This window comes from Polymorphospora rubra, from assembly GCF_018324255.1.
GTDB classification, from domain to species: Bacteria; Actinomycetota; Actinomycetes; order Mycobacteriales; family Micromonosporaceae; genus Polymorphospora; species Polymorphospora rubra.
This window is the reverse complement of record NZ_AP023359.1, coordinates 588188-603288: the sequence shown is the minus strand read 5'-3', so window position 1 is coordinate 603288 and position 15101 is coordinate 588188. Positions and strand designations below refer to the sequence as shown.

Below are 15101 nucleotides of genomic sequence, written 5' to 3'. Positions count from 1 at the left end.
TCGACTCACGGCAGCGCAGCCTAGCGGCCCACCCCGCGATCTTGCACTTGTCGCCTCCCATAGCGGACGAAAGGGGGAGACAACTGCAAGATCGCGGGATTGTCGTCCGTCGGCTATCGTGCGGGACACGCCGCGTCCGTACCGAGCGTGACGCCGGGGCTGGAGGTGGATCGGTGTACGCGGACCTGCTCACCGGAGCGTGGCAGAGCCTGGTCTACGGCGCGGTGGGCATCGGCCTGATGGCGGTCGGGTTCCTGCTGGTCGACCTGCTCACCCCGGGCCGGCTGCGCGACCTGATCTGGGTACGGCGCAGCGGCAACGCGGCGCTGCTGCTGGCCGCCAACCAGCTCGGTATCGCCGGCATCGTCTTCACCGCGATCCTGACCAGCTACGACTCGTTCACCAAGGGGCTGGTCTCGACGCTGCTCTTCGGAGCCATCGGCATCGTGATCATGGCGCTGGGCTTCTTCGTGCTCGACTGGCTCACCCCCGGCAAGCTGGGGGAGATCATCGCCGCCACCGAGCCGCACCCGGCGGCCCGGGTCAGCGCCGCCTCGCACTTCGGCGCCGCGCTCATCGTCTGCGCCTGCATCGCCTGAGCCCGCCGCCGCGGCGACGCTTCGGAGTCTCCGCCGTGCGGCCCGACCGCCGCGCGGCAACCTACGGCGCGCGGAGAGCGTCGAGCAGCCAGCCCGCGTACCGGCCGGCCAGCTCCCCGATCGCGGTCGGGGAACCGGCCGGCCCCGGGAGCCCCGCCGGACCGGCGGGGCTGCCGGTGTCCTCGGCCAGGCGGGCCGCGTAGGAGACCCCGCACATCAGGCGCAGGATGTCGTCGCCGTCCACCCCGGGCCGTAGCGCGCCGACGTCACGGACCCGCCGCAGGAGCTGGTCCACCGCGTCGTACAGCTCCTGCTTGAGCTGGCTGGTGCGCGGGAGCGTGTCGGTGCCGGCGGCCAGCACCTCGGCGAACCCGGGGTCGGAGACCAGCAGGGCGATCCCGGTGGTGAGCAGCCGGGTCAGGCCGGCCCACGGGTCGGGGGCGGCCAGTTCCCGCCGGGCCTGGTCGAGCGCGTCGTCCAGTTGGGCCTGCACGAGCGTCTCCAGCAGCGCCCGCGGCGTGGGGAAGTGGCGGTAGGCGGTGCCGACGCCGACGCCCGCCCGCCGGGCGACGTCGTTGAGCTGCAGCGACCGGTCGCCCTCGGCCAGCGCCTGTCGGGCGGCGTGGAGCAGCCGCTCGCGGTTACGGGCCGCGTCGGCGCGCGGCGGGGAGTCGGACCCGGGCACGGGGGTCAGGCTACCGGACCCGACAAAACTGGCGGATTAGTTATCCGTTTATGCTACGGTCAAGCGGATAGTCAATCCGCTTTGTCGGTCGCCGGCCCGGCCCCGGGCCAGAACGGGAGTCCTCCGCCATGTCCGAGTCGCCCACCACCCCGCCCCGCCGGCGCTGGACCGCCGCCGACATCCCCGACCAGTCCGGACGTACCGTCCTGATCACCGGCGCCAGCAGCGGCCTCGGCCTGCACATGACCGGTGAGCTGGCCCGGCGCGGCGCCCGGGTCGTCATGGCCGTGCGCGACGTCGCCAAGGGGGAGCGGGCCCGGGCCGCGCTGCCGGCCGCCGACCGGATCGAGGTACGTCACCTCGACCTGGTCGACCTCGACTCCGTACGCGAGTTCGCGGCCGGGATCGTCGCCGACGGCGGCGGGCACGTGCTGGTCAACAACGCCGGGATCGGCAACCTGCCCCGGCGGTTGAGCCCGCAGGGGCACGAGCGGCAGTTCGCCACCAACCACCTGGGTCACTTCGCGCTGACCGGACTGCTGCTCGACGCGCTGACCGGACCCGACCCGCGGGTGGTCACCGTCACCTCGAGCCTCTACCCGCTCGGCACGATCCCGTTCGACGACCTGACCGGGGAGCGGCGGTTCTCCCCGGGCCGCGCCTACATCAACACCAAGCTGGCCAACGTCCTGTTCGGCCTCGAACTCGACCGCCGGCTGCGCGCCGCCGGGTCACCGGTCCGCAGCCTGCTCGCCCACCCCGGGATGGCCCGTACGGCGTTCGTGAACCAGGGGCCGGTCGCCGTCACCACCATGGCCAAGGCCATGTCGTGGGTGATCGGCCGCCCCACCGAACAGGGGGCCCTGCCACTGCTCTACGCCGCGACCGCGCCCGACGCCCCGACCGGCATGGTCATCGGCACCGGCCCGGTGTTGCGCAGGGGCGGCCCCACCCCCGAACCGGTACGCCGGCCCGGCGGCGACCCGGACTTGGCCGCCCGCCTCTGGCGTACGTCGGAACAGTTGACCGCCGTCTCCCCGGCGTCCGGCCTCCGCGGCCGTTAGTCGACCGGCGCCGGTGCGCCGGCGAGTATTCCAAGCAACTGCTTGACATTGCGCGTCGATGTGGCGAACATTCCAAGCATGTCTTTGGAATCGGATCCGAATCGGCGGATCATCGACGATCCGCTCGCCATGCGTGCACTGGCGCACCCGTTGCGGCTCAAACTGTGCGCGTTGGTCGGTCGGGAAGGCAGCATCACCGCGGCCGAGGCCGCCCGACAATTGGGTGTCAGCCAGGCGCTGGCCTCGCACCATCTGCGCCAACTCGCCAAGTACGGATTCGTCGAACCGGCCGAGGCGGTCGACAACCGAGAACGTCCCTGGCGGGTGACAGCGACCTCCTATTCGGTGGACCACGGCGGACCTAGTGCGGCCGCCGAGGAAACCTGGGAGTCGATCGACCTGATGGAGCGCTTCCTGGTCGATCGCGTCGCCGCCCAGTTGACCGACTGGCAGCAGCGGCGCGGCGACCAGGACCCGCGCTGGAGGGACAACACCGGCGTCTCCCAGAACCTCGTCTACCTGACGGTCGAAGAAGCGGCCGAGCTACGCCAGCGGTGGGAGAAGTTGATCACTCCGCTCGTCCAGCGCCGGCGGCTCGGCGATGCCGCGAGCCGCCCATCGGATGCCGTACCGGTGGATGTGACGCTCGTCGTGGTGCCGGTGCCCGCGACGCCCTCCGGTGGGTGACATGCGCCGGCTGTGGGAGTTGCTGGGCGGCAACCGCGACCTTCGGCTCCTGCTGACCGCCAGCTTCGTCTCCTTCACCGGCGACTGGATCCTGCGGACCGGGATCGCCTACCAGATCTACGTCCTGACCGGATCCACCCTGGCGTCCGCCGCCACCGTGGTGGTCTCGTTGCTTCCGCAGCTCATTCTCGGCTCGGTCGCCGGGGTGTTCGTCGACCGCTGGGACCGCCGACGCACCATGATCGGCGTGAACGTGCTGCTGGCGGTCGGTCTGCTGCCGCTACTGGCCGTCGACGACCGGCAGCATCTGTGGATTGTCTACCTGGTCCTGACGGTCCAGAGCTGCCTGGCCCCGTTCTTCGCCGCTGCCGAGGCCGCCGTCGTACCCACCCTCGTGCCCGCTGAACTCCGCATCACGGCCAACGCACTCAACGGGCAGGTCCGCGACATCGCCCGACTTGCCGGGGCCGGACTCGGCGGGGTCCTGGCCGGCGTCGGTGGTGTCGCCCTGCTGTCCGTCACGGCCACGGCGACGTTCGCCGTGGCCGCGGGCGTCCTGGCGGTCATCCGGCGTTCGCGGTCCACCGGTGGCCCGGCGGCAAAGAGACGTCCCCACCTGCTGAACGAGTGGCGGCAGGGTGCGCGGATCGCGCTGGTCAGCCCGGCCCTCCGGGCCATCATGTTCTTTACCGTGATCACCGGGGCCGGCGAGGCCATCATGGGTACGCTGATGGCGCCGTTCGTCCGTGACGTGCTGCACGGGAATGCGCAGACGTACGGCGTCATCATGTCCGCGCAGGCCGTCGGCGGCATCGCCGGCGGCGTGCTCGCCACCCTGTTCGGTCACCGGGTCTCGCCGCGGCGCCTCGCCGGGTACGGCGCCGTCGCCTTCGGCGTACTGGACCTCGCCCTCTTCCTCTACCCGCTGATCATGTTCAAGGTCTGGCCCGCGATCCTCCTCATGGTGGTCATCGGGCTGCCCGGCGCGTTGACCATCGCCGGCCTGATGACCGTCTTCCAGGACGTGACCGACGACGGCCACCGGGGCCGGGTGTTCGGCGCCATGATCGCCCTGGAGGCCGCCGCGATGATGGTGGGCGGAGCCCTGGCAGGCACACTCGGTGGCCGAATCGGCATCGTCCCGATACTTGCGATGCAGGGTGTCGGCTACGTCGTCGCCGGTCTGCTCGTCCTGCTGATGCTTCCCCGTAGGCGACCGGAGCCGGTGGCGGGGTCGGAGCGGGCGTACCGATAGCCTCGACGGGTGGCAACCGCGCTCGTTATCGAGAACGACCCGACCGACGACATCCGCCGGTTGGGCGAATGGCTCACCGAAGCCGGGCTGGACCTGCGGGTCGTACGCGCGCACGCCGGCGAGGAACTGCCGGCCGACCTCGAGGGGTACGACGCGTTCGTGGTCCTCGGCGGCGCGCAGGCGCCGTATCCGGCGCCCGACGGCACCCCCGACGCGCCCTGGCTCCCGGCCCTGGAGGGGCTGCTGCGCAAGGCGGTCCGCAACGCGGTGCCGACCCTGGCCATCTGCCTCGGCGCCCAACTGCTCGCCACCGCCCACGCCGGCACCGCCGAGCGCAGCGCCGCCGGGCCCGAGGTCGGCCCGGCCGTCGTCGGCAAGCGCGACGCCGCCGAGACCGACCCGCTCTTCCGTTACGTGCCGCTGATCCCCGACGTGTTCCAGTGGCACCGCGACGAGGTGACCGAGTTGCCCCGCGGCGCGGTGCTGCTCGCCGCGTCGACCCGCTATCCGCACCAGGCGTTCCGGATGGGTGACCGGGCCTGGGGCATCCAGTTCCACATCGAGTGCGACACCGCCATGATCGCGCAGTGGGCCACCGACTCGGAGACCCTTGCCGAACTCGGATACGACCCGGAGGTCGTCGTCGCCGCCTGCGACGCGATCATGGTCGATGTCGAGGAGGTGTGGCAGCCGTTCGCCGCCCGGTTCGCCGCGTTGGCCCGCGGCGAACTCGACGTACCGCGCCCCGGCCGCAACCTGCCGCTGCTCGGGCAGTAACGGCGCCGATGAGCAGACCGACCAGCGCACAGGCCCGGCTCGCCCGCTACGGCTTCGGCGTCACCGGCGCCGGTGCGACCGGCCGGCCCGGTACGGCCGCCGCCGAGCTGCTCGGCCCCGACGGGCTCGGACTGTGGAACCCGACCACCCACGAACCCGCCGACGGGGCGGCCGCCGAACTGCTCGCCGCGCTGTCCCGGGCCGCCGACCCCGACCTGGCCCTGCGCCAGTTGCACCGGCTCGTCGAGTCCGAACGCCGTACGGCGCCGGACGGGCCGGGCGTCGTCGACGCGCTGCACGTCGACCAGGGCCTGCGCCGCCGGCTGATCGCCGTGCTCGGGGCCTCGTCGGCGCTCGGCGACCACCTGGTGGCCAACCCCGACCAGTGGAACGTGCTGGTCACCGAGCCCGACGGCCTGGCCCCGCCCGCCGACGGCCGGCTGGACCCCGACCCGCCACCCGCCGGCGACGCCCCGGCCAGCGGCCCCGCCGCCGGCAAGGCGGCCGTACCCGGGCTGCGGCGGGCGTACCGGCGGGCCCTGCTGCGGATCGCGGCGGCCGACCTGACCGGCGGCCGCGGCCTGGAACAGACCATGGCCGCGCTGTCCGAACTCGCCGACGCGACCCTGGCGGCGGCCTACCGGATCGCGGTCGCCGAACTGCCGGCCGGCACCGACGAACCCCGGCTCGCCGTGGTCGCGATGGGCAAGTCCGGCGGCTGCGAACTCAACTACGTCTCCGACGTCGACGTCATCTTCGTCGCGGCCGAGGACGACGACCTGCCCGCCGCCACCACCGTCGCCACCCGACTGATCCACATCTGCGGCCTGGTCGCCTGGCCGGTCGACGCCGCGCTGCGGCCCGAGGGCAGCCGCGGACCGCTGGTCCGCACCCTGGCCAGCCACCTCGCCTACTACCACCGCTGGGCGCGCACCTGGGAGTTCCAGGCCCTGCTCAAGGCCCGGCCGGCGACCGGCGACACCGGACTCGCGAAGGCGTGGATCGACCAGCTCGCGCCGCTGGTCTGGCACGCCGCCGAACGCCCCGAGGCGGTCACCGACGTACGGGCGATGCGCCGGAAGATCATCGACAACATCCCGCCCCGCGAACTGGAGCGCGAGATCAAGCGCGGGCCGGGCGGGCTGCGCGACATCGAGTTCGCCGTACAACTCCTCCAGCTCGTGCACGGCCGGGTCGACGAGTCGCTGCGCGTCACCGGCACACTGCCGGCCCTGCGCGCCCTGGTCGCCGGCGGATACGTCGGCCGTGCCGACGGCGAGGCCCTGCTGCGCGGCTACCGGTTCCTGCGCTCCGTCGAACACCGGCTCCAACTGCAGGGGCTGCGCCGCACCCACACCGTGCCCGACGACCCGGCCGCGCTGCGCTGGCTCGCCCACGCGCTCGGCTACGTCGCCAACCCGGCCACCAGCGCCGTCGAGGCGTTCCGCGCCGACTGGATCAGCCACGCCACCGAGGTCCGCCGGCTGCACGCCAAGCTGCTCTACCGGCCGCTGCTGGAAGCCGTCGCCCGGGTCCCGGCCGACGAGCTGCGGATGACGCCCGAGTCCGCCCGCCAGCGGCTGGAGGTGCTCGGCTTCGCCGACCCCGCCCGGGCGCTGAAGCACATCGAGGCGCTGACCGGCGGGGTGACCCGGACCGCCGCGATCCAGCGCACCCTGCTGCCGGTGCTGCTCCCGGAGTTCGCCGACGCTCCCGAACCCGACCGGGGCCTGCTCAGCTACCGGCAGGTGTCCGACAAGCTCGGCGGCACCCCCTGGTACCTGCGTCTGCTGCGCGACGGCGGCCCCGTCGCCGGCCGGCTGGCCCGGGTGCTCGGCCTGTCCCGCTACGCCGCCGACCTGCTCGCCCGTGACCCGGAGGCGCTGCGGCTGCTCGCCGACGACGCCGAACTCACCCCCCGACCCGCAGACACACTGCGCGACGGCTTCACCGCCGCCGCGTCCCGCCACGTCACCGGCACCGAGAAGCCCGACCCGGTCCAGGCGATCACCGCCGTACGGGCGCTGCGCCGCCGGGAACTCGTCCGGCTCGCCTGCGCCGACGTACTCAGCCGCACCGGCCCGCTCGCCCCGAACAGCCGGTCGACGTCACCGGCATCGGTGTCGCGCTCACCGACGTCGCCGAGGCCACCCTCGCCGCCGCACTGCGGGCCGCGCTAGCCGCCCAGCCGCCAATGCCCGGCCTGCGGTTCGCCGTCATCGGCATGGGCCGGCTCGGCGGCTACGAGATGAGCTACCCGTCCGACGCCGACGTGCTCTTCGTCTACGAACCACCGCCCGGGGTGCCCGACGACCGGGCCAGCGCCGCCGCCCGCGCCGTCGCCGAGGAACTGCGCCGGCTGCTGGCCATGCCGGCCCCGGATCCGCCGCTCGGCGTCGACGCGGACCTGCGCCCCGAGGGCCGCCAGGGGCCGCTGGTGCGCAGTCTCGCCGCGTACGCCCAGTACTACGCCCGCTGGTCGAAGGTGTGGGAGGCGCAGGCGCTGCTGCGGGCCCGGTTCGTCGCCGGCGACGCCGACCTCGGTGCCCGGTTCGCCGAACTGGTCGACCCGATCCGCTATCCGGCCGCCGGCCTCACCCGCGAACAGGTCACCGAGATCCGCCGGATCAAGGCCCGGGTGGAGAGCGAACGGCTGCCGCGCGGCGCCGACCCGGCCACCCACACCAAGCTTGGCCGCGGCGGGCTCGCCGACGTCGAATGGGCGGTGCAGCTCCTCCAGTTGCGCCACGGCGGCCGGATCGAGGGGCTCCGCGGCACCCGTACCCTCGACGCCCTGACCGCCGCCCGGGCCGCCGACCTGGTCGACCCGGCCGACGCGGCCGCGATGGCCGCCGGCTGGACCTGCGCCGCCCAGGTCCGCAACGCGCTGACCCTGGTCCGCGGGCGGCCGAGCGACCAGCTGCCCCGGCACGGCGCCGAACTCGCCGGCGTGGTGCGGCTGCTCGGCGGCGACGACCCCGGCGAGTTCCTCGACGACTACCTGCGTACCGCCCGCCGGTCGCGGGCGGCCGTCCAGCGCGTACTCGATGCCTGACCGGCGCCCGCCGCCCGGCGCGCCGCGCGACTCCCGCCGTCCGGCCGTCATGCCGCAGGGCGCCCGCCGGGCGGTCCTCGGGACGCTGGCCACCGCCGCCGTCCTGGCGGCGGCGTTCCTGGCCGCCCCACCACTCGGCAGCGACCTGTCCGCACAGGTCGCCCGGGCCGGCTTCCTCGACCGGTACGGCTTCGCGCCGCTCGACCTCGGCTGGTACGGCGGCGTGGCCCCGCCCGGCTACAGCCTGGTCAGCCCGCCGCTGATGGCCTGGCTGGGCGGCGGCACGCTCGGGCCCCGGCTGGTCGGGGTGCTGGCCGCCGCCGGTTCCGCGCTGGCGCTGGTCCTGATCCTGGTCCGCACCGCCGCCCGCCGCCCGCTGCTCGGCGGGGTGCTGGGGGCGGTGTGCCTGTTCGGCAACCTGGTCTCCGGCCGGGTGACGTACGCCGTCGGGGTCGCGTTCGGGCTGCTCGCGATCCTCGCGCTCACGTCGCGGCACCGCCGGGCCGGACCCGTGGCGGCCGTGGTCGCCGCGCTGCTGGCCGGGGCGGCCAGCCCGGTCGCCGGGCTGTTCGTCGGGCTGGCCGGGGTCGCGCTCGCACTGACCGAACCCCGGCGCCGGCTCGTCGGGGCGGCGGTGGCGGCCGGGGCGGCCGTACCGGTGCTCGGCATGGCGGCACTCTTCGGCTCCGGAGGCTGGATGAACATCAGCTTCCTCGACACCGCCCGGGCCGCCGTGGCGAGCCTGGCCGTGGCGCTGCTCGTGCCGCACCGTGCCGTGCGGGCCGGCGCCCTGCTGTCGGCCGGCGGGGTCGTCACCGCCTACCTGCTGCACACCCCGGTCGGGCTGAACGCCACCCGGCTCGCCGTGATGTTCACCCTTCCGCTGCTGGCCGGGTACGCCGTCCTGCCGGGGGCCGCGCGGCTGCGCCGGCCGCTGGCCGCCGGGGCGCTGGGCGTCCTGCTGGTCGCGGTGACCCTGGTACAGCCGCCGGTGTCGACCGGTGACCTGCGCGCCGCCGGCGACCCGACCGCGTCGCCGGCCTACTTCCGCCCGCTGCTCGGCGAACTCGACCGCCGGCCGCCCGGCCGGGTCGAGGTCGTGCCGACCGCCAACTACTGGGAGGCGGCGTACGTGCCCCCGCACGCGCCGCTGGCCCGCGGCTGGCTGCGCCAGGCCGACATCGCGTACCACCCGCTGTTCTTCGACGGTTCGGTCGACGCCGACTCGTACGGGCGCTGGCTGCGCGACAACGGCGTCGCCTACGTGGCGCTGGCCGGCGCCCCGACCTCCTGGGTCGGGCGCCGCGAGGCCGAGATCGTCCGCGCCGGACCGCCGTACCTGACCCCGGTCTGGCGGGGCGGCGACTGGACCCTGTACGCCGTCGCCGGCACCCCGTCCATCGTGGACGGTGCGGCACTGGTCGACGCCGACGACCGCGCCGTCGAGATCGACGTACCGGCCGCCGGCGACGTTCTCGTCCGGCTCCGCTGGTCACGCTGGCTCGCCGTCGACGGGCCGGCCGGCTGCCTCACCCCGGCCGGCGACGGCTGGACCACCCTGCGCGCCGCCGAACCCGGCCGCTACCGGATCACCGGCGCTTGGCGGACAGGCCCGACCTGCGCCGCGCAGCCGTGACACGATGAGCGGCGTGTCACGGCTGACAATCATCCGGTATGCCGGTTTCGTCGGGGCGGTGCTGCTGGCCGTCGCCGCGTACCTCGGCGGTGCGCTCGTCGAACTCGAGATCGGCGTCACCCCGCTGAAGATCCTGCGCGGCGAGCACGGGCCGCTGATCGTCGGACTCTGGCTCGTCGGCACCGCGCTGATGACCGGCGCCTGGTGGTCCGCCCGCGACGGCGTGCCGTCGACCCGGTGGGCCCTGGTCACCACCGGACTGTGGCTGCTGCCGCTGCTGTTCGCGCCGCCGCTGGCCAGCCGCGACGTCTACGCGTACGCCTGCCAGGGCGCCACGTACGCGGCCGGGTTCAACCCGTACGAGCAGGGGGTTTCCGCCCTGCCCTGCCCGTGGCTGGACTCGATCTCCCGGATCTGGCGGGACACGCCGGCGCCGTACGGGCCGCTCTTCGTGCTGATCGCCGGCGGGGTCGTCGCCGCCACCGACAACCTGACCACGATCATCGCCACGTTCCGGGTGATCGCCGTACTCGGGGTGGGGCTCACCGCGGCCACCCTGCCGGTCCTGGCCCGGCGCTGCGGCGTGTCCGCCGGTCGGGCCCTGTGGATCGGGCTGGCCTGCCCGCTCGTCGCGATCCACCTGGTCTCCGGGGCACACAACGACTCGCTGATGATCGGGCTGGTCCTCGCCGGGTTCGCCCTGCTCGTCACCCGCCCCGGCCGGGCCTGGGCGATGGTGGGCGCCGGGGCGCTGCTCGGGCTCGCCGTCGCGATCAAGGCGACCGCCGGGGTCGTCGTACCGTTCGCCGCCCTCCTCGCCCTGCCGGCCGCCTTCCGCTGGCGGGACCTGGTCCGGTACGGCGGCGTGGTCGTCGCCGGCGCGCTCGGCGCGATGGTCGCGGTCACCCTCGTGGCCGGGCGCGGGTTCGGCTGGATCGCCGGGCTGTCCAGCAGCGGCGACACGGTCCAGTGGAGTTCCCCGCCGACGGCCGTCGGGCAGACCGTCAGCTACGTGCCCCGGATCTTCGGCGGGCACTTCGACGCGATCCCGGGCGCCCGCCTGGCCGGCATGCTGGTGCTGCTGGTCTTCCTGATCGCGCTGTGGTGGCGGGCCCGGCCGGCGGCGGTGGCCGACGGGGCGTCCCGGGGCGCGGCGGGCGCGCCCGCCCCGGGCGGCACCGGGGCGGCGGTACCCGGGGACGCCACCCCGACGGGCGGGGCGGCGGTGCCGGCGGCAAGCGGTGACCTCGGGCGGGACCCGCTGACGGCCGCCGCGATCGCGCTGGTCGCCACCGTGGCGCTGTCGCCGGTCTTCCATCCGTGGTATCTCACCTGGCCGCTGGCCCTGGTCGCGGCGACCACGACCCGGCTGCGCTGGTTCCTCGGGGTGTGCGCGGTCGCCTGCTTCCTGGTGATGCCCGACGGCACCGGCCTGCCCCGCTACACCAAGTTTCCCGGTGCACCGCTCATGACGATCCTCGTGGTGCTGGCCGGGATCCAGGTCTGGCGGTGGTGGCGGGCCGCCCCCCGCGCCGCCGCCCCGGCTCCCGTGCCCGCGCACGGCCCCGAAGCGGGCGATCGCTAGAGCTGGGCGCGGCGGCGGGTACGCAGCGCGAGGGCGAGCCCGAGTACGCCGGTGGTCAGTACCAGGACCGCGACCGAGACGGCGAGCAGCGCCGCCCACGACGCGTTGAACTGGCCGGACGGGGTCAGGTATGTGGTCGCCAGCGACTGGGTGGCGAGCAGCCCGACCGGCGGAGCCAGCATCAGCATCGTCCAGACCCCACCGCTGCGTGCCGCACCGCCACCCAGCACCCCACCGGTGACCGCGGCCAGCACCGCCACGACGCCGAGCAGGAGCGCGGCACCCGCCGGAACGTCAAAGTGGTTCCGGTAGGTGAGCGGGGCGAACGGGCGGTAGACCCCGAGGAGCACGGGCAGCGCGCCGAACAGGACCGCACCCGCGAGCGGGACCACCCGCGCGACGGCGGTCGGACGTGCCGGCAGGGCGAGCGCGACCAGCCCGAGCGCGATCTGCGGCAGCAGCACGAACAGCGGCGGCCGGATCGTCCCGGTGAGCACGCTCGCCGGAACGACCGCGCCGGTGAGCACGATCGCGGCACCGATCCCGATCCGGACCCAGCGCCGGGGTGCTGCCACGGCGGCCAGGCCGACGGCGATCCAGGCGATCCACGACACCGCGCCGAGGCTCCGGAACGGGCCGAACCGCAACGGGGTCGGCAGCGGTTCGCGTGGCCCGAGCTCGAAGTACACGAGCCAGACGGCGGCCAACGCCACCGCGGTGGCCAGCGCGAGGACGGCGGCGAGGTGGGCACCGGCGACGACGTCCGGGCCGGCCACCCGCAGGTGCTGGCGCAGCCCGCCGCGCAGCAGGTCCACGGCGTCCGCGGGCGACGGCCGCCGTCGGTCGGTCCCGGCCAGTTCCAGGTACGTTCCGACAATCTCGTCGCCGCGTTGGGCCCGGTAGTCCTTCGGGTACGCCCACAGCAGCCGGCGGTAGCGGCGTTCCAGCGGAGTACGGCCGCTCACGCGATACCTCCCGCGGCGAGCGGGTTGCGCCCCGGCGCGGGCCGGTGGCCGGCGGCCCGGTCCCCGGCGGCCCGGTCCCCGGCGGCCCGGTCGCGCAGGCGCGCGGTGGCGGCTTCGACGTTGCGGCGCAGGCGCTCGGTCTCGGTCGCGAGCGTCTCGCCGCCGGCGTCGGTGAGCCGGTAGTAGCGGCGCAGCCGGCCGTCGACGACCTCCTCGCGGTCGGCGGCGACGAGGCCCTCGTCGGTGAGGCGGTCGAGTGCGCCGTAGAGCGTGCCGGGGCGCATCGCCAGCCGGCCGCCGGACAGTTCGGCGACCTCGCCGATGATCCCGTAACCGTGCATGGGGCCGCGGGCGAGCGCGGTGAGGATCAGGAACGTGGGTTCCCGCAACGGTGTCGACATGCGCCTCAAGATAACGGTAGCGAAGATATATCGCTACCCGATCTATAGGTCCTCCGCTCCCGCCCCGCCGTGCCTCGCGTCTCGCCGCGTCCCGCCTTGCCCCGCGGCGCTGTGCCTCGCCCCGCGGCGCTGTGCCTCGCCCCGCGGCGCTGTGCCTCGCCCCGCGGCGCCCCGGCCCACCGCGTTGATCAAGGAGAAGGTGTGCGCGTTCTGTGGTGCTATGTCGTGCGACTTCTCCTTGATCAACGGGGCGGGACGGGGGTGGGGGTGGGGAGGTGGGCTATCCGGCGTCGTGGGTGCCCCGGGAGAAGGGTGCTGTTGCGGTCCACAGCGGATTCGCTGTCGATACGCCGAATTCGCTGTGGAGCACGACAGTGCTATCGCCGCCTTCCGAGGGCTGGGGTTCGCTTGTCTTGATCGTCTGCGGTTCAGGCGGTCGACACGCCGGCGGCGGTGTGCGTGAACCGCAGACGATCAACCGGCGACCAGCGTTCCGACGAGAACGGGGCCGGCCCGCCCGTGCGCGGGAAACCGCGAGCGGCTGTCCACGCATGGGAAGCGGCGGGGGCGGCCGCTCGTGCACGGGAAGCGGCGGGGGCGGCCGCTCGTGCACGGGAAGGAGCGGGGGCGGCTGCCCGTGAACGGGAAACGGCGGGGGCGGCCCGCGTAGGCAGAAAGCGGCTGGGCCGGGCTCGCGTACGCGAGCCCGGCCCAGCCGGAGAGATGGTGCGGGTCAGACGTTGTAGTACATCTCGAACTCGTGCGGGGTCGGGCGCAGGCGGATCGGGTCGACCTCGTTGGCGCGCTTCCACTCGACCCAGGTGGAGATCAGGTCGGGGGTGAACACACCGCCCTCGAGCAGGAAGTCGTGGTCGGCCTCCAGCGAGTCGAGCACCTCCGGCAGCGAGCCCGGAACCTGCTTGACGCTGCCCCACTCCTCCGGCGGGAGGTCGTAGAGGTCCTTGTCGATCGGCTCCGGCGGCTCGATCTTGCTCTTGATGCCGTCGAGGCCGGCCATCATCATCGCCGCGAAGGCGAGGTAGACGTTGGCCGACGGGTCCGGGACGCGGAACTCGACCCGCTTGGCCTTGGCGTTGCTGCCGGTGACCGGGATGCGGGTGCAGGCGGAGCGGTTGCGCTGCGAGTAGACCAGGTTGACCGGGGCCTCGTAGCCGGGCACCAGGCGCCGGTAGGAGTTGACGGTCGGGTTGGTGAAGGCGAGCAGCGACGGGGCGTGGTGCAGCAGGCCGCCGATGTACCAGCGGGCCATGTCGGACAGGCCGGCGTAGCCGGTCTCGTCGTAGAACAGCGGCTCACCGTTGAGCCAGAGGCTCTGGTGGGTGTGCATGCCGGAACCGTTGTCGCCGAAGAGCGGCTTGGGCATGAAGGTCGCGGTCTTGCCGGCGGCCCACGCCTCGTTCTTCACGATGTACTTGAAGAGCTGGAGCTGGTCGGCGGCGTGCAGCAGGGTCGAGAACCTGTAGTTGATCTCGGCCTGGCCGGCGGTGCCGACCTCGTGGTGCGAGCGCTCGACGGTGAAGCCGGCGCCGATCAGCCGCTGCACGATGCTGTCGCGCAGGTCGGCGTAGTGGTCGACCGGCGGCACCGGGAAGTAGCCACCCTTGTAGGCGGTCTTGTAGCCGCGGTTGCCGCCCTCTTCCTCGCGGCCGGTGTTCCAGGCGCCCTCGATCGAGTCGATGTAGTAGAACGCCTGGTGGGCCGAGGTCTCGTGGCGGATCGAGTCGAAGATGTAGAACTCCGCCTCGGGGCCGAAGTAGGCGGTGTCGGCGATGCCGCTGGCGGCCAGGTAGGCCTCCGCCTTCTTGGCCACGTTGCGCGGGTCGCGCGAGTACGGCTCGCGGGTGAACGGGTCGTGGATGAAGAAGTTGATGGCGAGCGTCTTCTGTACCCGGAACGGGTCGATGAAGGCGGTGGCGACGTCCGGCAGGAGCAGCATGTCCGACTCGTGGATCGCCTGGAATCCGCGGATCGACGATCCGTCGAAGGCCAGGCCGTCGGTGAATACGCTCTCGTCGAACGACTCCGCCGGCAGGTTGAAGTGCTGCATCACCCCGGGCAGGTCACAGAAACGTACGTCGACGAACCTGACACCCTCTTCTTTGAGGTATCGCAGCAGTTCCTCTGGGTTGGCGAACACACGTCCTCCTGGCGTCCACGATGTGGCTAGGCTGGTCGCGACGCTATGGCTGCGCGGTTGCCCGACCATGTCCCTCTTGTTTCTGCCGTGTTACGTCACTCGCGGAGCGTGATCTCCGCCGGTCGGACGCCATGTGGTCGCCAAACGGACGATACCGCAGCGGGATGCTCCGGGCCGGTGGACGACCAGGAAGGCTGCCGGTCCGCCCGGCCGGCCGCAGGTCGCCGGAGCGCC

13 protein-coding genes are annotated in these 15101 nt (G+C 73.7%); 9 read left to right on the top strand and 4 right to left on the bottom strand.

The window, feature by feature from the left end; all coding sequences use genetic code 11:
- Positions 1 to 173: 173 nt before the first annotated feature.
- Positions 174 to 599 carry a DUF350 domain-containing protein gene (locus Prubr_RS02640; RefSeq protein ID WP_212821238.1) on the top strand — a complete coding sequence of 142 codons (426 nt, stop codon included), beginning with the start codon at positions 174 to 176 and terminating at the stop codon, positions 597 to 599.
- 61 nt (positions 600 to 660) lie between these two features.
- On the opposite strand, the gene Prubr_RS02635 is transcribed toward Prubr_RS02640, so the two are convergent.
- Positions 661 to 1284, bottom strand: a complete 624-nt coding sequence (locus Prubr_RS02635) for a TetR/AcrR family transcriptional regulator (protein WP_212821236.1) — start codon at positions 1282 to 1284, stop codon at positions 661 to 663.
- A gap of 128 nt (positions 1285 to 1412) precedes the next feature.
- Between Prubr_RS02635 and Prubr_RS02630 the strand changes: the two genes are divergently transcribed.
- Genes Prubr_RS02630 through mptB form a run of 8 tightly spaced genes read left to right on the top strand, consistent with a single transcriptional unit; the run spans position 1413 to position 11343 of the window.
- Positions 1413 to 2348: an SDR family NAD(P)-dependent oxidoreductase gene (locus Prubr_RS02630; RefSeq protein ID WP_212821234.1), complete on the top strand. Its 936-nt coding sequence runs from the start codon at positions 1413 to 1415 to the stop codon at positions 2346 to 2348.
- Between the two features lie 42 nt (positions 2349 to 2390).
- A complete protein-coding gene (locus Prubr_RS02625; protein WP_212821232.1) occupies positions 2391 to 3035 on the top strand; it encodes a helix-turn-helix domain-containing protein in 645 nt (214 codons plus the stop codon).
- 1 nt (position 3036) lies between these two features.
- Entirely contained in the window at positions 3037 to 4290 is a 1254-nt protein-coding gene (locus Prubr_RS02620) for an MFS transporter (RefSeq protein WP_212821229.1), read from the top strand.
- Between the two features lie 9 nt (positions 4291 to 4299).
- Entirely contained in the window at positions 4300 to 5067 is a 768-nt protein-coding gene (locus Prubr_RS02615; protein ID WP_212821227.1) for a type 1 glutamine amidotransferase, read from the top strand.
- A gap of 8 nt (positions 5068 to 5075) precedes the next feature.
- Positions 5076 to 7247, top strand: coding sequence for a bifunctional [glutamine synthetase] adenylyltransferase/[glutamine synthetase]-adenylyl-L-tyrosine phosphorylase (locus tag Prubr_RS02610; protein WP_425517980.1), 2172 nt, complete (start codon positions 5076 to 5078; stop codon positions 7245 to 7247).
- A complete protein-coding gene (locus tag Prubr_RS38100; protein ID WP_425518085.1) occupies positions 7184 to 8122 on the top strand; it encodes a [protein-PII] uridylyltransferase family protein in 939 nt (312 codons plus the stop codon). Before Prubr_RS02610 ends, Prubr_RS38100 begins: the two co-directional genes overlap by 64 nt.
- Positions 8115 to 9758: a hypothetical protein gene (locus Prubr_RS02605; RefSeq protein ID WP_246568239.1), complete on the top strand. Its 1644-nt coding sequence runs from the start codon at positions 8115 to 8117 to the stop codon at positions 9756 to 9758. The genes Prubr_RS38100 and Prubr_RS02605 overlap by 8 nt, the downstream gene beginning before the upstream one ends.
- A 4-nt stretch (positions 9759 to 9762) precedes the next feature.
- Positions 9763 to 11343 carry a polyprenol phosphomannose-dependent alpha 1,6 mannosyltransferase MptB gene (gene mptB, locus Prubr_RS02600; protein ID WP_212821225.1) on the top strand — a complete coding sequence of 527 codons (1581 nt, stop codon included), beginning with the start codon at positions 9763 to 9765 and terminating at the stop codon, positions 11341 to 11343.
- On the opposite strand, the gene Prubr_RS02595 is transcribed toward mptB, so the two are convergent.
- The 3 genes from Prubr_RS02595 to glnA all read right to left on the bottom strand — a co-directional run bounded on the left by Prubr_RS02595 (position 11340) and on the right by glnA (position 14867).
- Positions 11340 to 12308, bottom strand: coding sequence for a hypothetical protein (locus tag Prubr_RS02595; protein WP_212821223.1), 969 nt, complete (start codon positions 12306 to 12308; stop codon positions 11340 to 11342). The genes mptB and Prubr_RS02595 overlap by 4 nt on opposite strands.
- Complete coding sequence (locus Prubr_RS02590; protein ID WP_212821221.1) at positions 12305 to 12709, bottom strand: PadR family transcriptional regulator; 405 nt, start codon at positions 12707 to 12709, stop codon at positions 12305 to 12307. The genes Prubr_RS02595 and Prubr_RS02590 overlap by 4 nt, the downstream gene beginning before the upstream one ends.
- A gap of 733 nt (positions 12710 to 13442) precedes the next feature.
- Positions 13443 to 14867, bottom strand: coding sequence for a type I glutamate--ammonia ligase (gene glnA, locus Prubr_RS02585; RefSeq protein ID WP_212821219.1), 1425 nt, complete (start codon positions 14865 to 14867; stop codon positions 13443 to 13445).
- Positions 14868 to 15101: the final 234 nt, after the last annotated feature.

Excerpts from the sequence above, each read along its gene's own strand:
- Prubr_RS02630 (WP_212821234.1), top strand. The coding sequence starts at position 1,413 with ATGTCCGAGTCGCCCACCACCCCGCCCCGCCGGCGCTGGACCGCCGCC.
- Prubr_RS02620 (WP_212821229.1), top strand. The coding sequence starts at position 3,037 with ATGCGCCGGCTGTGGGAGTTGCTGGGCGGCAACCGCGACCTTCGGCTC.
- Prubr_RS02610 (WP_425517980.1), top strand. The coding sequence starts at position 5,076 with ATGAGCAGACCGACCAGCGCACAGGCCCGGCTCGCCCGCTACGGCTTC.
- Prubr_RS02605 (WP_246568239.1), top strand. The coding sequence starts at position 8,115 with ATGCCTGACCGGCGCCCGCCGCCCGGCGCGCCGCGCGACTCCCGCCGT.
- mptB (WP_212821225.1), top strand. The coding sequence starts at position 9,763 with ATGAGCGGCGTGTCACGGCTGACAATCATCCGGTATGCCGGTTTCGTC.
- Prubr_RS02590 (WP_212821221.1), bottom strand. The coding sequence starts at position 12,709 with ATGTCGACACCGTTGCGGGAACCCACGTTCCTGATCCTCACCGCGCTC.